Origin of the sequence: Streptomyces luteolifulvus, from assembly GCF_008806595.1 — a bacterium.
GTDB classification, from domain to species: domain Bacteria; phylum Actinomycetota; class Actinomycetes; order Streptomycetales; family Streptomycetaceae; genus Streptomyces; species Streptomyces luteolifulvus.
Window position 1 is genome coordinate 22,488 of the sequence record NZ_VZRB01000047.1, and the last position, 19,602, is coordinate 42,089.

11 protein-coding genes and 1 pseudogene are annotated in these 19,602 nt (G+C 69.3%); 5 read left to right on the top strand and 7 right to left on the bottom strand.

Going from position 1 to position 19,602, the window contains the following annotated elements; genetic code table 11:
* Positions 1 to 9 precede the first annotated feature (9 nt).
* Positions 10 to 2,805, top strand: a complete 2,796-nt coding sequence (locus tag F7R91_RS37525) for an AAA family ATPase (protein WP_150957736.1) — start codon at positions 10 to 12, stop codon at positions 2,803 to 2,805.
* A 109-nt stretch (positions 2,806 to 2,914) separates the two neighbouring features.
* Here the strand turns inward: F7R91_RS37525 and F7R91_RS37530 are convergent, their stop codons facing one another.
* Together F7R91_RS37530 and F7R91_RS37535 are read right to left on the bottom strand one after the other, a co-directional pair.
* Positions 2,915 to 3,685 (bottom strand): calcium-binding protein, encoded by a 771-nt coding sequence (locus F7R91_RS37530; RefSeq protein WP_150957737.1) that lies wholly within the window; start codon positions 3,683 to 3,685, stop codon positions 2,915 to 2,917.
* A 64-nt stretch (positions 3,686 to 3,749) separates the two neighbouring features.
* A complete protein-coding gene (locus F7R91_RS37535; protein WP_191971815.1) occupies positions 3,750 to 4,502 on the bottom strand; it encodes a calcium-binding protein in 753 nt (250 codons plus the stop codon).
* A 905-nt stretch (positions 4,503 to 5,407) separates the two neighbouring features.
* On the opposite strand from F7R91_RS37535, the gene F7R91_RS37540 reads away from it, so the two are divergent.
* Complete coding sequence (locus F7R91_RS37540; RefSeq protein WP_150957741.1) at positions 5,408 to 6,589, top strand: PP2C family protein-serine/threonine phosphatase; 1,182 nt, start codon at positions 5,408 to 5,410, stop codon at positions 6,587 to 6,589.
* Positions 6,590 to 6,741: 152 nt separating this feature from the next.
* On the opposite strand, the gene F7R91_RS37545 is transcribed toward F7R91_RS37540, so the two are convergent.
* Positions 6,742 to 9,285 (bottom strand): SpoIIE family protein phosphatase, encoded by a 2,544-nt coding sequence (locus F7R91_RS37545; protein ID WP_150957743.1) that lies wholly within the window; start codon positions 9,283 to 9,285, stop codon positions 6,742 to 6,744.
* Positions 9,286 to 9,582: 297 nt separating this feature from the next.
* Between F7R91_RS37545 and F7R91_RS37550 the strand changes: the two genes are divergently transcribed.
* Both F7R91_RS37550 and phoU read left to right on the top strand, forming a co-directional pair.
* Entirely contained in the window at positions 9,583 to 11,697 is a 2,115-nt protein-coding gene (locus F7R91_RS37550) for a SpoIIE family protein phosphatase (RefSeq protein ID WP_150957745.1), read from the top strand.
* A 123-nt stretch (positions 11,698 to 11,820) separates the two neighbouring features.
* A complete protein-coding gene (phoU, locus tag F7R91_RS37555; protein ID WP_150957756.1) occupies positions 11,821 to 12,489 on the top strand; it encodes a phosphate signaling complex protein PhoU in 669 nt (222 codons plus the stop codon).
* 202 nt (positions 12,490 to 12,691) lie between these two features.
* On the opposite strand, the gene F7R91_RS37560 is transcribed toward phoU, so the two are convergent.
* The gene (locus F7R91_RS37560) at positions 12,692 to 13,258 is read right to left on the bottom strand and encodes a hypothetical protein (protein WP_150957746.1); all 567 of its coding nucleotides are present in this window, start codon (positions 13,256 to 13,258) and stop codon (positions 12,692 to 12,694) included.
* A 206-nt stretch (positions 13,259 to 13,464) separates the two neighbouring features.
* Entirely contained in the window at positions 13,465 to 15,390 is a 1,926-nt protein-coding gene (locus tag F7R91_RS37565; protein WP_191971816.1) for a trypsin-like serine peptidase, read from the bottom strand.
* Between the two features lie 852 nt (positions 15,391 to 16,242).
* Between F7R91_RS37565 and F7R91_RS37570 the strand changes: the two genes are divergently transcribed.
* On the top strand, positions 16,243 to 17,859 hold the full coding sequence (locus F7R91_RS37570) for a phospholipase D family protein (RefSeq protein ID WP_150957750.1): 1,617 nt from the start codon (positions 16,243 to 16,245) through the stop codon (positions 17,857 to 17,859).
* Between the two features lie 69 nt (positions 17,860 to 17,928).
* On the opposite strand, the gene F7R91_RS37575 is transcribed toward F7R91_RS37570, so the two are convergent.
* Positions 17,929 to 19,257, bottom strand: coding sequence for a cytochrome P450 (locus tag F7R91_RS37575; RefSeq protein WP_150957752.1), 1,329 nt, complete (start codon positions 19,255 to 19,257; stop codon positions 17,929 to 17,931).
* A gap of 224 nt (positions 19,258 to 19,481) precedes the next feature.
* Positions 19,482 to 19,602 (bottom strand): annotated as a pseudogene (locus F7R91_RS37580) (ectoine/hydroxyectoine ABC transporter ATP-binding protein EhuA); the annotation flags it as partial.

A 19,602-nucleotide genomic window follows, 5' to 3' on the forward strand; every position in this document is an offset into this window, starting at 1 on the left:
GCGTACGTCATGACGTACGGCACCGAGCACAGCATCATCGGCAGACAGGCAGAACGCCGTCAGCTCGCGGCATGGATCGAGGCCTGCCGCAGCGCGAGGAAGGGTGGCGCACTGCTGCTGACGGGGGATCAGGGAATCGGCAAGACCACACTGATCCGGCACACGACGCACCTCGCGCAGGCCTTCCACACCGTACGCGTGGACGGGGTGCCGGCGGAACAGAGCCTGGACTACGCGGCGGTTCAGCGACTGGTCCGGCCCTTGGCCGTCGGCGTACGGCGTCTCCCGCCGCACTTGGCCGAGTTGCTGGAGCGATTACTGCTCGGTCTGCTGCCGCCACCCCGGGATCGGTCACTGACCGCCGTCGCGGTGCTGGCCCTGCTGGCACGGAGCTCCGTCAGGCGCCCGGTGCTGGTCAGCGTCGACGACCTGCAGTGGGTCGACGCCGAGTCACGTCAGGTCCTGGGCCTTGTGGCCCGTCGGATCAGCACCGAACGGGTCCTGGTCCTTGCTGCAGCAGACCATGAGGCAGCCAGGCTGATGCCGGGTGTGGCGGTACTTCACCTGACGGGCATGAGCGACCGCGACTGCCTGCGGCTGATCGCACAGCGCCACCCGTCGGCGGTGGCGCCCGCCGTAGGCGAAGTACTCGTCCATGCCGCGGGCGGCAATCCGCTGGTCCTTCTGGAGTTCCTACGGACGCTGAGTCCAAGTCAGCTGGCGGAGCTGCCACGGCTGCCTGACCCACTCCCGCTCGGGCCACGGCTGACCCGGCTCAGCCTCGCGCCGTTGCGCGGGCTTTCCGACGACTGCCGCCGGCTGCTCACACTGCTGGCCACGGAACCGCGCATGGACCCTCCCATGCTGCACCGAGTGGCCCACATGGCAGCGATCGACCCCGCGGCGTTGACAGGTGCCGAGGCTGCGGGGCTGGTCACCGTGTCGCGGACGAGCGTGTCCATTCGGGACGCCGCTCTCGCTCGTGCCATCCGCCACAGTCCGGATCTGACCGAACGGCATTGGGCACACGAACTGCTGGCGAGGGTGTTCGCTGCCCGTGCCGACGACCGGGGCGGTTGGCACGAGGCGGCTCTGTCGACGGAAGCAGACGCCGTGCTGGCCGACGAACTGGAGCGCCAGGCTGCCCGGGCGCGCCGTCACGGCCGGCCGTGCCATGCCGCCGTACTGATGGAGCGCTCCGCAGAGCTGACCGGCGAGGACGGTCAGCGGGCCGGCCGCCTCGTCGCCGCTGCCACCTGCAGCACCATGGCAGGGCGTCTGCGGCGCGCCGCCCATCTGCTGGAGCGTGCAGAGGCGCTGGACGGCGCGGACCACCCGTCCCTGCGGGGAGACATCGCCTTTCTGCGGGGCGTCCTCTCGCTTCACCAGGGCACACCGGACGACGCCTACCACGCGTTGCTGACCGCCGCGGACGTCCTTGCGGACGGCAACACTCCGCTCGCGGCCAAGGCCCTGGCCGCTGCGGGAGAGGCCGGTCTCTGCACGGGAAACGAGGAGTTACCGGTGCGGGCGGCCCTGCGGGCGCGGGCGTTGCTGGGCGGCTCCATGACCTTGGACGAGCCGGACGCGCAGCTCGCCACGGACTGCCTCCTCGGAGTCGCCGACTCGTTACGGGGGCTGCCGACTGCCACCGTCCGACTGCGCACGAGCGTCGCACAGGCCGCACAGGCGCAGGACCCGCTCGTGCTGACCTGGGCAGCCCATGGAGCCCTGTTCATCGCCGACGACGCCCACGCCCGCTCACTGGCAGCACGTGCGGTGGCACTGGCGCGCAGGGCGGGTGACACCCCGGCAGTCGCGCATGCGATGCAATACCTCGCCTACTCGGAATGCTGGCTGAGCGGACCGGACTCTGCACGGCTCGTCGCGACCGAGGCGCTTCGGCTGGCCCGCGGCACGGGCCAGATCGTGGGCGTACGCAACCTGATGGGGATGCTGATGCTCGCCGCGGGGCTCGCCGGTGACACCGAGACATGCGAGCAGTACGCGGATCGAGTGATCGACGAGGCGGCGGAACACGGGAACGGGCTGGCCTGCGCCCTCGGTCTGTGGGGCCTGGCCCAGGTGGATCTGGCTTCGGGACGCTGGGAGGAGGCGGCTGCGAAGCTGCGTCGGCTCACCCGTATGAAGCCGGGGCACCCCGGTGTCGCGCTCCAGGCGATGCCCGCTTATGTGGAGGCCGCAGTCCGCGCCGGACTCCGCCTTCGGGCGGAACGGGCCGCCGCGGCATTCGCGAGGTGGGCGGAGGGGGTCGGCCAGGGCTGGCCGACGGCACTGGTGGCGCAGTGCCGCGCTGTCCTGGCACACGGAGACCCCGAGGAGCACTTCCGGCTCGCCCTGCGCCTGCACGGGCCCCGTGACCGTGCACTGGAGCAGGCGCGCACCGCCCTCCTCTACGGCGAGTACCTCAAGCGCGAACGCCGACGGGCGGAGTCCCGTGTCCAGCTCCGGGAGGCGGCGGAGATCTTCCGCAGGCATCGGGCCCGACTGTGGCTCGACCGGGCCTGTGCCGAGCTGCGCGCCAGCGGTGACAACGCGACTGCTGGAACCGCGGACATCACCCTCCCGGCCGACTCGGCGCTGACGGGCGGTCTGACCGCCCGTCAGCGCGAGATCATCCGGCTGGTCGCCGCGGGTGCGACCAACAAGGAAGCGGCAGCCCGGCTCTGTCTGAGCCCGCGCACGGTCGACTACCACCTTCGCCGTGTCTTCCAGCAGTTGCACATCACTTCGCGCGCCGAACTCATCCGGCGGTTCTGCGCCGAGTCCGTCCGTAGCCGGTGACGGACGAGCAGGCCGGCCGTTCGGCGTCGCCCCGTGCCGTCGGGCCGCGCAGTTGCACGGCCCGACGCCTTTGCTCATTCACGGGATCGGTTCGGATGAAGTGCGGGTGTCAGGGACAGTTGATGGCCGTGTCCCCGGTGTCGCGGTTGCAGGTGTCGAAGCTGAGGCCGCCGTCGAGGCTGTCGTTGGCGAACACGTTGTCCACGGCGTTGAGGGTGTCGTTGCCCTCGCCGCCGATGTGCGTGTCGTTGCCGCTGCCCCCGGTGACGGTGTCGTTGCCCTGGTCACCCCTGAGGGTGTCGTTGCCGGAGTCACCGTTCAGGGTGTCGTTGCCTGCACTGCCGTTGATGGTGTCGTTGCCGCCCAGACCGGAGATGGTGTCGTTGCCGGGACCGCCGTTGATGGTGTCGTTGCCCGGTGTCGCCCGCAGTCCGGTGGCAGCCGGGTCGTCGCCGACCAGCCGGTCCGCCCGGGGGCCGCCGTTGAGGCGGTCGTCACCGTCACCGCCGATCACCGTCCCGGCGGCCTCCAGGTTCGGGGAGATGGCGACGTCGTCGTCGGCGTCCTTGGCATTGACCCGTATCGATGCGACAGGCAGCGGGCATTCTGCCGTGTGCGTCGCCGTCAGCTGACACGGGGCGACCGCGGACACGATGTCTCCCTCGTCCATCACCACAACAACGTTGCCCTGGCGCCGGATGGTGATGTCGTTCGCCACACCCTCGTCGGCCGTGACGGTCAGGGTGTCACCCACCTCCTGAACCACCGTGGTACCGGCAAGGACTCCACCGGGGGCCGCACCGGCGGCGGCTCCGGCCGACGGAGCACAGGCGAGTGCGGCGATCGCACCCAGGATGGTGCAGATGCTTCTTGCCCTCATCGGTGCCCGCCTTCGTGTCGTCTCGTCGTGGACCAGGCACTGCCGTGCTGCTCACTCGCGCCCATCAGGGGCACCCGCTCACGTTGTCACCCAAGTCGGCGCGGCAGTCGTCCACATCAGCGCCGCCTGCGACATAGTCGTTGCCGCTGACGTTGTCCACGGCGTCGATCGTGTCCCGGCCGCTGCCGCCCTCGGCGTAGTCGTTGCCGGAGCCGGCAACGATCTGCTCGTTGCCGCTGCCGCCGTAGATCACATCGTTGCCGGAACTGCCGTCGACGATGTCCGGGCCACCGCGTCCCTCGATGGAGTCATTGCCGGCGCCGCCGAAGATCCGGTCCGCCTCGGCTCCCCCGGTCAGCGTGTCGTTGCCCGCACCGCCGGAGAGAAAGTCGGATCCCTCCTCGCCTTCGAGGGTGTCGTTGGCAGACCCCCCGTAGAGGTTGTCGTTGCCGGCGCCGCCGATCAGGGTGACGCCGACTGTCGCCAGCGAGGAGGTGACCCCGTCGTCCTGGTCGCCGGCGTTGACCACGAGTTCACTGGTGTTGACGGCCGTACAGGCGACCTCGGTCGTGCTGATGGCGGCGCAGTCGCCGGACGGTGCGACCGTGTCTCCGGTGTCTCTGATCCTGATGCTGTTGCCGGCCTGCCAGACGGTGATCGTGTTGCCGCGTCCGACCCCGGCGGTGACCGTGATGGTGGAACCGGTCTTGTTCACCAGGGTCGTGGCGAAAATGTCTGAGGCCGGGGGGACGGAGGCCGCACCGGCCACGCCCGTGAGGCACAGATGGAAACCGCACACCGTGGCCAGAAGTGCCACGGTGCGATGAACTCTTCTCCTCATGAACTACCCCCTGACAATGGGAACTTTTAATTCGATCTCATGGCCGGGCGCATTGCTTTCCGGCCGTAACGGCCGGTGCTCGTTCAGGACCCGATTTCCGGCCGCCGCGGCATGGAAGAGACATACCGGGGTGGAAAGTTCTGGGCATATGGGGTGCGACCCGTCCCGGCCCGACGGCCGGATCCTTGGCGCGCTCTCAACAGTCCTCGACCAGGCCCTCCCCTCCGACCCATGACCGACGCCCGCTCGGCCCCGCGATCCGCCCCGGACGCCTGAGCACCCAGAGCATGCCGGGATCCGAAGCCGTACTGAAGCCGAATTACCGCCATTGCCGAATGCGCCATCTCCGCGCGTGGATCGCCGGCCCGCCCCCGGTTCAGGGATGCCCCACGCGCTCGTCGACCTTGGGATTTGCAACAGCCCGCGGCGTGTCAATGCGCGATTCAGCAGTACGGCATTGAATTAGTTACGGGCCGCTTCCGTCATCCCGGCCGCAAGCCGCTGCCGGACCGGCAAGTGCCGTGCGGGGCGCAGGCCGCGGGATGGGAACAGGGCCGACTTCCGGCAGCGGCGGCACGAGGCGCTGCCGGCAGAGCTGAACGCGGCGGCGACCGGACTGGCGGGGGCCACGAACCAGCGCCCGGCCGCATCCCGGCCCACTGCCACCGTGCTCGGCGTTGCCCCTCGGGCAGCGGGCGAGACCGGACGATGTCCAACGGATCGGCCACCTTGGCGGCCGGAACAGGACCCTCGTCGACCTGGATATCGCCTTCGAGCAGCTCGGCGGCGTGCCGCAGGAACCTGCTGCTGGGCGCGGATGCGAGGCCCGCCGCCGGTACCGGTAAGTGGAGCCGCGAGCTGCGGGAAGGCAGGCTTAGTGCATGCAGACGCTCTTGCGCTCACCCCGTCCGCCGGGAGCAGGCAGTCACAGCCGGGTCCTCCTCACGTTGATGCAGTGCGTGCCCTTCCTGATCGCGCTGGCCGTTCTGATCATCGAGCTCACGCCTGCCCACTTCATCTATACCGGTCCCCTGCTCACGGCGATGCCCGCGCTGGCGGCGGTGACGATGGGCCCCAGGGGCACCATGGCGGCGGCGGCTCTCGCGCTGGCCGTCAGTGTGACCACGGCGACCTACAACCAGGCATGGGGCACCCTGCAGGTCTATACGAATTTTCTGGCTCTGGCTCTGGTCTCCGTGGCCGGTTTCATCACGAGCAGCGCCATGCAGACGCGCAGGCAGAGAGAGCTGGACCAGGTCCGCCGGATCGCCGTGGCGGCACAGGAGGTGGTGCTGCGGCCCATACCCGCGCGACTGGGCCCGGTGCAGGCGGCCAGCCTGTGCCTCGCGGCCGGAACGGGGGCACAGGTGGGTGGTGATCTGTACGAGGCCGTGCAGACGCGGTACGGCGTCCGGATGATCGTGGGGGACGTCCGGGGCAAGGGGCTGTCCGCGGTGCGAGCCGTCGCGGTGACGCTGGGAGCGTTCCGGGAGGCGGCGCACTACGAGGAGGACCTGGTCGAGCTCATGAACCACTGCTCGGCTGCGTTGCGACGGGAAGCCGCCGTGCCGGGTGAGTACGGTCAGGACGTTCTGCTCGAAGGATTCGTCACGGCTCTCATCGCACAGGTGCCGGACGAACCGGTGGTACAGCTCGTCAACCGTGGGCATCCTCCTCCCTTGCTGGTGCACCACGGCAGAACCACGACACTGATGCCGACCTCGCCACTGCCGCCTCTCGGCCTGGAAGACCTCGCCACCGGCCCTCCCGCCAAAACTGAGAGCTATCCGTTCATCCCGGGTGACCGTCTGCTGCTGTACACCGACGGCGTGATCGAGGCACGCAATCGCGACGGCGACTTTTTCGCCCTGCCGGAGACCATGGAGCGGATGCGCGCCCGCACCACCCCGCGCGAGTTCCTGGATCAACTCCACCAGCAGTTGATCCACCACACCGGGGGCGACCTGGCGGACGATGTGGCGATGATCCTCGCCGACCGGCTCACCGGCGCCACTGGGTCCGACGGCGTGGGCCCGCCGGGACCCCAGCGCTCATTGCCGTGACGGAGCCGCAGGATGTGGCGGAGAACATCGTCGTGGATAAGCGGAGCATCGCTGGACGCGCTCGCCGGGCCGGGTGCCGATCAATGGGGACACCGAACAGATCACTGGGGACAATGAACAGTGGTCGTGCTGCTTGCCGGCCGTCGTGCCGGTCAGTGGACCGGGGCGGTCCTGCACGCCGCGGGCGATGAGCCGGTCGTCGGGACGCCGGGTGTATTCGATGGTGCCGGGGCGTCCGCCTCCGAACTGGGCAGGGGCAGTTCCGCCCAGATGATCTTTCCCTCTCCGGTGTAGCGGGTGCCCCAGCGCAGCGCGAACTGGGCCACGAGGAACAGCCCTCGGCCCCCTTCCTCGACGACATGGGCCCGTCGCATGCGCGGAGAGGTGCTGCTGTGATCGGAGACCGCACAGATCAGCCGGTTCCGGCCCCGGATCAGGCGGAGCGCGATGGGGCCCCGGGCGTGCCGGATCGCGTTGGTGACCAGCTCGCTGACGATCAGCTCCGTGGAGAACGCCAGCTCCTCCAGCTGCCACTGCGCAAGGCGGTCATTGGTCAGCGCCCGCGCCTGTCCCACGGCGGTCGGTTCGAACGGCAGGTTCCAGGAGGCGACGTTGTCGACGGACAGCGGGCGCGGGCGGGCCACGAGAAAGGCGACGTCGTCCCGGGGGCGGTCCTGCAACAGGATCCGCTCCATGCCGCCGCAGATTTCCTCCAGGGGGCGGTCCGGGTGAGCGAGCGCGAAGCTCAGCCGTTCCAGGCCGATGTCCGGATCGCCGTCGGAGGCCGTGATCAGGCCGTCGGTGTACAGGGCGAGGATGGAGCCTTCCGGAACTTCCACCTCGGCCGACTCGAACGGCAGCCCGCCGACGCCCAAGGGAGGACCCGCCGGGATGTCCGGAAACTCCACGGCCTTCTCGAGGTGGGCGAGGGCGGGTGGCGGATGGCCCGCACGAGCGAATGTGGCGCGGCACGTGACGGGATCGTAGACGCCGTACAGGCAGGTGGCACCGACCACGCCCTCGACGCCGAAGGGGTGCGCCGATTCAGCCTCTCCTGCCAGACGGTTGACGAGGTCGTCGAGGTGGGAGAGCAGTTCGTCGGGCGGCAGATCCAGGTCGGCCAGCGTGTGGACGGCGGTACGGAGCCGTCCCATCGTGGCTGCGGCTCGCAGGCCGTGGCCGATGACGTCCCCGACGACCAGCCCCACCCGGGCGCAGGCCAGAGGCAGGACATCGAACCAGTCACCGCCGACTCCTGCCTCGGCGTCAGCGGGGAGATATCGGTAGGCGGTCTCCACGTCCGTGTGGGTGGGCAGTTCGTGCGGCAGGAGGCTCCGCTGCAGAGTGAGCGCGGACTGGTGCTCGCGGGTGTACCGGCGCGCGTTGTCGATGCATACGGCGGCACGGGCGGCGAGTTCCTCGACAAGCAGCAGGTCTTCGGCGGCGAAGGCATCTGGGTTGCGCCAGCGCATGAGGGTGGCCACCCCCATGGTGATGCCCCGTGCCCGCAGCGGAACCACGAGGTGCGAATGGATGCCCAGCTTGCGCATGCGTGCGCTGCGCTCGTAATCCTGCAGCAGCCACGGGCTGGACAGGTCCAGGACGGCGTTCAGTATGGGACGCTCATCCGCCAGGCACAGCCACTGCGGGGAGCCCTCCGGATAGTGGACCGTCCGGCCGGGCGGGACGACGGCTTCGGGCAGGTCCTCCCGGACGGAGCGGTGGACGGCCCGGCGCACATCGCCTGGTCGACCCGCGGACCGAGCCCTGGGTTCCCGGCCGGCAAGTACGTCGCGGAGCAGGTCGACGGCGGTGAAGTCGGCGACCCCGGGCACCAGGACCTCGGCCAGTTCCTGGACCGTACGGCGGAGGTCGAGCGTGCTGCCGATCAGAACGCTGGCCTCGTTGAGCAGAGCGAGGCGCCGTTGCGCGCGGTGGAGGTCGGTGACATCCACCGACTCCTGGCACACTCCCAGCGGCCGGCCTGCTGCGTCCTGCAGCCGGTAGCAGGACAGGGACCACACATGTTCATGGTCCGGATCCGCAAGAGGGCGGCACCGGTAATGGAGGCCTTCGACGGTCTGCCCGGTCTCGAGAACCCTGCTCATGATCTGCGTTATCGAGGACGGGTACTGCGCAGACAGGACCTGGCCCCCGGGGTACAGCTCGTCTCCGCTGCGTCCCCTGTACAGGCCGAACGCGCCGGGGAGTTCCTGCCGGGCCGCCGAGTTCGCCCACACGACTCGCAGGTCGGGACCGTAGATCGTCAGTGCGACGGAGGACTGCGTGGCGACGGCGTGCAGCAACGCCTGTTGCATCTGCCACGATCCGAGGTCCTCGGCGTCCGTGAGCAGCAGGAGGAAGACCGGCCCGGCCACCGTCTCCGGGAGCCGGCGGCAGACTGCCGCCACCCGTAGCAAACGGCCAGAACGGTGACGGAGAGTGATGCCTTCGCCATGCTCAGGAGTCGAGTGGTGCATGAGGCGCCCCACGGCCCCTGCCCCGTCCGCCGGTGCCGCCACGGCGTCGACCGACCGTCCGAGCACCTCCTGCGCGCCGTAGCCGAGCAGCTGCTCGGCCTCCGGACTCCAGCCAGTCACCAACCCCCGGCCATCCAGCATCACAGTGGCAGCCCGCGTACCCCTCAGAGGGTCGCCGAGGGCAGCCGCTCCCGGTCCACTCGATGGTGTGGTCATCGCACGTCCGTCCTCACCAACCCCCTTGGCCGCCGGGCAGGCCTGTGTTCCTCCCCTCAAGGATCGACCTACAGAAGATCCGGCACAAACGCCCAGCACAGTCCGTCCCTAACTTTCCCCACGAAAGGTGCTGAGCCCCCCACGTAAGGTGCTGAGCCGACTGCTCGAGGCATGCCGACAGGGGTGTGTTGTCCCCGTGGTCTGGGGGACCCTGGAATTCGAAGCTCCTGCAAGCAGCCGGGCCGCGCTCCAGGCCAGCGGATGGCTCCTGTGCCGGCCGGCGGAAGGAGTGCCGTGATGAGCGACGCCGAATGGCCTCCCGCATACCTCGACTGGACGGGCACCCGCCGGGAGGATGAGCACTCGCAGCCGAGCGGGCTGATGGACCTTCTCGCTGTCGCGGCGGTGCTGCTGGACGCCGAGGGCCGGATCGTCCTGTGGAGCCCGCAGGCGGAGGCTCTGTACGGCTACGCCGCCAGGGAAGCGCTCGGGCAGTACGCAGCCCGGCTGCTCGTCCACGACGAGCACCTGGAATGGGTGATCAAGAAGTTCGCCGAGGTCATGGAGACCGGGCAGAGCTGGGGCGGCACGTTCCCCATCCGGTGCAAGGACGGCAGCACACGACCGGTGGAATTGCGCAACATGCGGCTTCTTGACGATCACGGCGAGTTCTATGCCCTCGGGCTCGGCACCGACTCACCCACACTGCACACACTGGAGCGGGATGTCGCTCTGTCCACCCGGCTGATCTCCCAGTCCCCCATCGGGATCGCGATCCTCGACACCGACCTGCGCTACGTGGCCGTCAACCCCGCCCTGGAGCGCATGCACGGCATCTCCGCGAAGGAGCACCTCGGCCGCCACTACCGCGAGATCATGGAGGAGACGAAGTTCGAGGTGCCCGAGGCCGCGATGCGGCAGGTCCTCCACACCGGGATCCCCCTGGTCGACCAGTCCACCGTCGTCGGCCGCACCCCGGCCGACCCGGAGCACATCCACGCCTGGTCGATCTCGCTGTACCGGCTCGAGGACACTCAAGGCCATGTGCTCGGGGTGGCCGACCTGGTCGTGGACGTCACCGACCGGTATCAGGCGGCCACGGCAGCCACCGAGACGCGGCGGCGCCTGGCCCTGATCGCCGACGGCTCCGTCCGCATCGGCACCACCCTGGACGTCGAGCAGACGGCCCAGGAGCTGGCCGATGTCACGGTTCCCGAGTTCGCCGACGTGGTGGCCGTCGATGTGCTCGACTCCGTCATCGACGAGCATCGCCCCGCCACCACAGGCGGCCCCACCCGCTTCCGCGCCCTGGCAGTGAAGGCCGCCTACTCCACCGATGCCCTCCAGGCCGCCGATCCACCCGGCCGTATCGCCTCCTACGACGCAGACCGCCTGGCCACCCGATGCGTGCGCACCGGCCGGCCGATCCTTGTTCCTCACGCCGACGGCAACGACCTGACGCGCATCGCCCGGGACGACCACGCCGCCACGCTGCTGGCACGCGCCGGAGTGCACTCCTACATGGCTGTCCCGCTCACCGCCCGCGGCACCATCCTGGGCTTCTACGGCCTGACCCGGGCCCGTGATCCACGGCCCTTCGACGAGGACGACCTCGCCATCGCCACCGAGCTGGCCTCCCGGGCCGCGGTGTGCATCGACAACGCCCGCACCCACCAGAGCGTGCGCAACGCCGCCGAGACGCTGCAGCGCAGCCTGCTGCCCAAGCACCCGCCTGACCTGCCCGGCCTGCGGGTCGCCTCCCGCTACCTGCCTGCGCAGGCCGCGTACGAGATCGGCGGTGACTGGTACGACGTCCTCCCCCTCGACGGGGACAAGACCGCACTGGTCGTGGGCGACGTGATGGGCAGCGGAATCGACGCTGCCGCGACCATGGGCCGTCTGCGCACCGCCACCGCGGCCTTCGCCGGCCTCGACCTCGGCCCCGCCCGGGTCCTCGAACAGCTCAATGCGATCACCTCCGGGCTGGACCCGTACATCGCCACCTGCCTCTACGCTGCCTACGACCCCCACAACGCGACGTGTCAGATCGCCAACGCCGGTCATCTGCCGCCCGTCCTCGTCCACAGCGGCAGCCATCCCCGACTGCTCGACCTGCCCACCGGCACACCCCTCGGCGCCGGAAACCTCCCCTTCGACACCACCACCCTCCCCCTCGCCCCCGGCGACCAACTGGTCCTCTACACCGACGGATTGGTCGAAACCCGCCACCATTCCATCGACGAACGCCTCGACACGCTCCTCCACCTTCTCGACTCACCCGACCGCAGTCTCGAGGAGACCTGCGACCGGCTTCTGCACGACCTGCGGCAGCCGGACGAGCGCGACGATGTCGCCCTGCTCATCGCCCGCGCACACCCCTGGACACCGGATCAGCAACGGCGTCGGTCCTGACCCCCGATGAAACAGGGCCTGATCCCGGGTCGGAGCTGAGGTCGCTCCTCTGGTGTCGTGGCGATGTATGCGAGGCTGAAGGGCGCCGGAGGACCGCACAGACAATTGGACGGTGAGAACGCGATGCGCGAGGCGTACCACGAGGAACTCGCTGCGATCAGTGATGGCCTGGTGGAGATGGCGAACCTGGTCGGCTCGGCCATCGGCCTGGCCACCACCGCACTTCTGGACGCCGACCTGAAGCTTGCCGAGAGCGTGATCTCCGCAGACGAGAAGGTCGACGACCTGCAGCGCGACCTGGAGGACCGGGCGATCGCGGTGCTGGCCCGGCAGCAGCCGGTGGCCACGGATCTGCGGGTCGTGGTCACCAGCTTGCGTATGAGCGCGGACCTGGAGCGCTGCGGTGCACTCGCGCAGCACGTGGCCAAGCTGGCCCGGATGCGGTATCCCCGACGGGCAGTGCCGCGCGATCTGCGGCGCACGATCCTGGAGATGGGCCAGCTCGCCCAGCGCCTGATGGCGCAGGCCGCCGAAGTGATCATCACCCAGGACGTCGATGCGGCACTCCAGTTGGAGAAGGACGACGACCGCATGGACGAACTGCACCGCATGGTCTTCCAGCACCTGCTGGACGACCGGTGGCAGCACGGCGTGGAGACGGCCGTGGACGTCACCCTGGTCGGCCGCTACTACGAGCGGTTCGCCGACCACGCCGTATCGGTGGCGCAGCGCCTGGTCTACCTGGTCACCGGCGAACACGCAGGCGACCTGCCCAAAGACGGGCTCGCATGATCTCCACGGCGCCGAACCGATCGGTCGGGTACAGGGCGTACATCATGCCGACCAGACACTGATGGGCGGTCATCCCGACCGTCTTCTCGAGCAGTTCTCGCCGCCGCCGGCCGGCCGCCGCAGCTGCCACGGAGATCCGTGGAGCGGCGGCGGCCGGCGTCGTGGCGGGTTGTGACGGACCAGAGCATCGGGCGGCGCGCTGTCAGTCCTCGCACCCCTTGATGTCGTCCTTGCATCCGTCCACGTCGTGGGCGGTCACGGTGTTGAGCCGCCACAATACGAGGCCGTCGGCGTGCTGTCCTGCCTGGGTGATCTTGGCGGTGAAGCGACCGCCGGCGGGGACGTTGAACTGGTCGGCCTCGCGGTCGCCGCAGGTCACCTCCCACTCGCTTTCTGCGTCGCCCCGTGCGAGGGTCAGCGTCAGCGAGCGGCGGTCGGGTGCCTGGCAGGCGACGTCGAAGGTGTAGGGGCGGTCTCCCTTGCCGGTGAAGGTCTTGTTCAGACCCCCCGCCAGGCTTTCCATGCCCTCGTCAACGCGTGAGGCACCATCGGACTGCACGGCGTCAAGGGCACGCGTGGCGCGCCGCATCGCATCTTCTTGGTCCTCCTTGCCGTCCCAGGAGGGGGTCGGGGTGCTGGTGGCTGGATTTGCCGAGGCCGTGCTTCCGGGTTCGGCCTCCGCTTCTCGATTCTTGTCATCCGCGCAGGCACCCGTCAGGGCCATGGCGGAGACGATGAGGGTGAGGGCGAGGCCCTGACGTGCGCGCATGGGGCTCCAGTCGGTGGGGGTGTGACGCCGCATCCCGGCCTTCGCGTTCGGGAAGCGGCGTTCACGTCGTACAGAGGTGGCTGAGCAGGTCGGGCTGAGTCCGCTACGGTTCCGCAGCGCCCTGAAGGGGCGCGGGGAACTGCGCGACCAGCCACGATGGCGCCGCAGACGGCCGACGACGCATCGCGGCACTTCCAGCGGAGCGCTTAGCGGGTGCCGCGACGGTACAACTCGGGGCCGCACACCCGGGCGCACGGGTCGTCGGAGCGCCGCACGCCCGCCACGAGTCCGGCGGGGGGCGGCGGGACGAGCATGTACTCGCGACCGAGGGCGTCGGCCTGCGTGTTGCCGTAGATCGTCACCTCGCCGTCCGACCAGCGTACGAACAAGTCGTCCTCCCAGTCGTTCGCGCCGAACTCTCCTGCGGCGACGACACGGGCGTGAGTCCAGGTGCTGTTGGCGGCCTTCAGTTTGGACTCGCCGCCCAGGCCACGGGTGCCGACGTCCTGATAGACGGTCAGTTCACCGTCGGACCATTTCACGAACAGGTCGTAGTTGGCGTCCGTCGTGGAGCCGTCGAAGTCGCCCCCGGTGATGAGGTCGGCGTGCTCGGCCCACAGCTTGTTCTTCGCGAGCAGCTGTGTCTCCGCGTGGAAACCGCCACCGTCGACGTTGACGTACTTGGTGACCTCGCCGTCGACCCAGCGGACGACAAGGTCGTCGGGCCACTTGTTGCCGCCGAACTTGCCGGTCGCAATGCCCTTGGCGTGCTTCCAGACCGATCCGGCAGCAGCGATCTTGATCTCGTTGGCCGGGTGCTGGTCCGACGACGTCGGCAGCTTCGTGTGTTCGTCGATGTCCTTGTAGATCGTCACTTCGCCGTCGACCCACTTCACCAGGAGGTCATAGGCGTTGGAACCGGTGTAGTCACCGGCGGTGATCACATCGGCGTACTTGCTCCACAGGTCGTTGGGCTTCGCCAACTGCACCTCGCACGGCTCGCCGGGCTTGCAACCGGTGTAGAAACCCTGGTTCTGGTCGCCCGGATAGAGGGTCACCTCTCCGTCGCTCCACTTCACGAGCAGGTCGGAGTCGCCGAATTTCTGCGAGTCGGTGTGGAAAGTGCCGGAGGTGGCCGCGACGGCGTGCCGCCACAGTTTGGCGTCCCCCATGCCGTCGATGCCCTTGGGGGTGTCCGGCGCGTAGTCGTTGACCGCCTGGGTGTACAGGCGCCTCACGTCGGCGTCGAATTGGGAGGAGTACGAGATGTCGTCCCTGGTACCGCCCGTCTTGTAACCGCCGATGACACCGATGATGTCGCCGCGCTTTCCATCGAAGTTGCGCAGGAAGGGGCCGCCGGACACGCCAGGTGCGAAACCGTCGCAGGCAATTTCGAGGAATCGGCCGTCGAAGGCCTTGGTGCTGGTCGAAGGACAGACCAGGGGTGCCTTCGCGCCACCGGGGAACCCTATGAGGGTGACGTTGCGCTGAGCGAGCTGTGCGGAGTGAAGCGTGGTGAGCTCATTGCCCATGCCCGTTGCGTTCTCCAGGAACTGGCCCTTGGAATTCGGCCCGGATCGCAGGATCGCGAAGTCCAGGTCGTCGGCCTTCGCGGGCCCCTGGGCCAGATAGCGGCCGTCGATCCATACCTTCCCCTTCTTGATGGGGAAGATCCCGTACGGGGCGATTCCGCGGCCCCGGTGATCCGGATCGGGCTTCCAACCGGGCGCGAAAGCGAGGGACTTGAACCGGTCGTTGTCGTTCAGACAGTGGGCCGCCGTGATGACGAGCGATTTGGTCGGCGAGGCCACCGAGGAAGCCGAGCAGAACTGGTCGCGCTTCCCCGGATCCGACTGCGGGTCATCGTCATCGTTGATGAGGAAGACACCCGCCGTCGCCACGCCGCGATTGTCGAAGGAAGATGACGCCCGCATCATCTTGCCCAGCGTCGGTGCGTTCTTTGCAGCACCGCCGTCGACTCCCGATTCGTCCTTGCTGAGTTCGACGGGAACGGCGTTGGCGATGCGCTGAGGCGTCCAGTACGCCTCCGCGGCCTTGGCTTCCGCGATTTCCTCCGGTGTCGCCTCCAGTGGTTCCCCCGGCGGCGTCGGCAGGTTCGTCGGCTCGGTCACCGAAGCCGGGGCCGATGTCCGGGGTGGGGAAGCCGGTGGCCGACTGGTTCCGGTCCGCGCCGGTGACGGTGTGGGGGTACGTTTCCCACTCTGTCCCGTCTGTCCCGGTGACGGCGTGGGATCAGTTTTGCCACTCGGTACCGGTAACGGCGTGGGGGTACCGGCACCGCTCTGCGCCGGGGACGGGGACGGGGAGGTCATGGGCGCGGCCGACACAGCAGGTGCGGCCAGCAGAAGCGCGGCTGTGGCCAGCCCCAGTGCGCCGGATCTCCATCTCGTGCGTGTTGCATGCGTGCTCAATGTTCCTACTACCTTTCACGGTTGGTCAGGCCGCCAGGCACCAACTATTCGCATAGTTGTACGTATTGCTTGCGCTGAACCGTATGCGAAACCCCCAGGCCGGAACGATCTTCGGCGCCGCCCCTCCCTCGGAGGCGACGAGATCACGCCAGGGAGGAACTGACCGTTCCGCTCCGGTGGGCGGATGGCGGCTCGCACTGCAGGCCGAGGCAGCGAGACCCCGCTGGCCTTTCAACTGACGTCTGCTCGCAAGGGATCGCGACGCGAACCGAAGACGATCTCTTGCTCGGCCGGCGTCATCGACGCGACTGTCGAGGCCAATCCGCGCGTCTGCGGCAACATGCGAAAAATTGGCGACTATTCACCCTCATCGAGGGTTGATCGGCCCCCAGCAGCTGCTGGCGGGAGTTGCGTCAGCCATGCGGTGGAATTTGCGGCCTGCGGCCTCGCCCGGTTCGCCGCCCCCTCAGCCCTCACGGTCCGGCTCCCAACGCTCCAGGATGAGGGGCCGCGAAGGGGGTACCCGTGTGTCGTGTCTGGAGGACCTGGGCTGTGGAGCTCACCGACTGGCTGCTGACCTCGGGCGAACGCGGCAACAGCGCGACAGGTCTGGACAGCCGCCGATCGGACCGAGCGGCTTGGTCGGACGGAAACCTGGTGCGGCCCCTCGTCCATGGCGCGACGTACTTCCCGGAACTCCTCAGTGCGATCCGGGCGCAGCACAAAGGCGACCTGCTTCTGTTCACCGACTGGCGGGGCGACCCCGACGAGCGCCTCGATGGTCCCGGGAGCGAAATCGGCGCCGTCCTGGGTGAGGCGGCCGAGCGCGGTGTGATCGTCAAAGGGCTGGTCTGGCGCTCCCACCTGGACCGCTTGCAGTTCAGTGAGGCCGAGAACCGCCATCTCGGCAAGGAGATCGAAGCGGCGGGCGGCGAGTGCCTGCTCGACATGCGGGTGCGCCCCGGCGGCTCGCACCACCAGAAGTTCGTCGTGCTCCGGCATGCCGGCCGCCCCGAGCTCGACATCGCGTTCGCCGGCGGAATCGACCTGTGCCACAACCGCCACGACGACGCGACGCACCGCGGCGACCCGCAGTCACTGCCCATCGCCGCCGCGTACGGACGGCACCCACCGTGGCACGACATCCAGCTCGCGATACGCGGACCGGCCGTCGGCGACATCGAGGCCGGCTTCCGCGAACGCTGGAACGACCCCGCGCCGCTCAGCCGCAGCCCGCTCGTCCGCCTGCGGGAGCTCGCTCACCGCGAGGACACCCACGCGGACCCGCTGCCGCCCCAGGCACCCGACCCCGCGCCCTGCGGTACACACACGGTTCAGGTCCTGCGCACCTACCCCAACCGGCTGCTGCGCGGCTACGACTTCGCCCCCGACGGCGAGCGGAGTATCGCGCGCGGCTACCGCAAGGCGCTGCGGCGGGCCAGGGTCCTGATCTACCTGGAGGACCAGTACCTGTGGTCTCCCCACGTGGTGGACTGTTTCGCCGAGGCGCTGACCGCCCACTCCGGCCTGCGTCTGATCGCGGTCATCCCCTCCTTCCCGGAACAGGACGGCCGGCTCACCCTGCCCATGAACCTGATCGGGCGGATCACGGCCCTGGACAGACTGCGCCGGGCCGGCGGTGGGCGCGTGGCGGTGTACGGGCTGGAGAACCACGCCGGGACACCGGTGTACGTGCACGCCAAGGCCTGCGTGATCGACGACGTGTGGGCATCGGTCGGATCCGACAACATCAACCTCCGTTCCTGGACCCATGACTCCGAACTCACCTGTGCCGTCATGGACGAGAGCAGGGACCCGCGGGAGCCGCATGACCCCGGCGGCCTCGGGGACGGCGCGCGCAGCTTCGCCAGGGATCTGCGCCTGGAGCTCTCGCGCGAGCACCTGGAAATGGATGCACCGCGGACCCTGGACGCGCCCGACCCGCTCTGCGATCCCGTGAGTGCCTTCGACGCCTTCATGGCCGGCGCCGCCGCACTGGACTCCTGGCACAACAACGGTCGCCGCGGCCCCAGGCCACCCGGGCGGCTGCGCACCTATGACCCGCCCAGACTTTCGCGTACGACCACGACGCTCTGCGCGCCCCTGCATCGCCTTGTCGTCGACCCGGACGGTCGGCCCCTGGGACTGCGGCGCCGTAACGAGTTCTGAATCACGCATACGTCGGGCGCCCGTACCGCCGCTCACACCGCGGCGATGCCCTCCATGCCGGACTGTCGATCACCCTGGGGTGAGCGGCGATTCCAAGGTTGCGGGGGTGGGGCCGTCGGGGCGGACGGTGATGCCGTACACCGCCTTCGCGGGGGTGGAGGAGAAGGCCGGGGTGTGGAGCGGCAGCAGGTGTTCGAGCAGGACAGTGGATTCGCGGAGCGCGAATTGCAGACCGAGGCAGGCGCGGGGACCGATGCCGAAGGGGAAGTAGGCGCCCGGGTGGGGAGGCCGGCCGCCCGGTGTGGTGAAGCGCCGGGGGTCGAAGTGCGCCGGGTCTGGCCACAGTTCGGGGTCGCGGTGTGTGAGGTAGGGGCAGACCAGGATGTCGGTGCCCGCCTTGACGCCGTAGCCGGCGAGGGTGTCGTCCTCGTTGGCCTGGCGGGGCAGGATCCAGGCGGACGGGTAGAGCCGGAGCGTCTCGTGGACCAGAGCCTGGATGGCCTGGCGTCGTTCCGCTGATCCTTCGCCGCCGGCGGCGAGGGCTTGTTCGCGGGCCGCGGGGTGCCGGTCGAGCAGCAGGTAGAGCCAGGTCAGGGTGGTGGCGGTGGTCTCGTGCCCGGCCACGAGCAAGGTGACCAGTTCATCGCGGATCAACTGGTCGGTGTACTCGGGGCGCTCGTCGGCAGCGTCGATCAGAACGTGCAGCAGCCCCGGGCCGTCGGGGCCTGCCGCCCCGCTGCGAGCGGCCTCGATGGCGTGCCGGGCGACCGCATCGATTCTGGCGAGATCGGCGGCAACGGCGTCCTGGGCATCGGTGACGTCAGCGGGCAGCGTCGGCAGGGCGGCCGCCACGGCGGCCACGGCGGCCAGTTCACGCTCGGTCCCGTCATCGAGGGGGTGCCCGGTGAGAGAGCGCCAGATGACGTCCACGGCGAAGCGGCGCATCTCCTGCCCGACATCGAGGTCCTGCCCGGCACGGGCGAATCCGTCCCAGCGCCCGGCGGTGGTTCGGGCAGCCTCGGTGATCCGCTGCTCGTAGCGGCGCATCCCGGTACCGGTGAACTGCGACTGCAGCAAGCGGCGTTGCCGCTTCCACGCCGCACCGGTGGCAGCGAGAACGCCGTCGCCGATCAGTACGCGGGCGCGGTGGGACCGCTTGACGTACCGCTCAGGGCGCCGGGCGAGCACGTGCTGGACCGCGTGCGGGTCGGTGACGAGTACGGTGGGGGCGGGCCCGAGCCGGAACGCGGCGATGCCGCCAAACCGCTCGCGCACCAGGGAGAGCAGCTCGATCAGTTCGCCTCCTGCCGAACTCCACTGTTGAACGACTGAAGGCTCGGCCTCGGGGATGGGCCGCCCCGTTCCGGGAAGGGAGCCAAGGCTGGCTTCGGTGTCCATGCTTCCTCTCCTGGTCAACCGCTGGGCTCGGCCGTAACGGAGCGACGCCACAACGGACTGTACGGGATCGGACACATCTGGTGACAGCCCGCCTCACAGGACGCCGTCCGGGCAGCGCTCGGGCGCATTCGAGTCCTGCGCAACGACGCGAGGGGCGGTACGGGTTGTCCGTACCGCCCCTGGGCCGTGTGGGTGTGTGGGTGTGTGGGTGTGTGGGTGTGTGGTCAGAGGACCTTGGAGAGGAAGGAGCGGGTGCGTTCGTGCTGGGGGTTTCCCAGCACGTCGCGGGGGTGGCCGGACTCGACGACGACGCCGTCGTCCATGAAGACCAGGGAGTCGCCGACC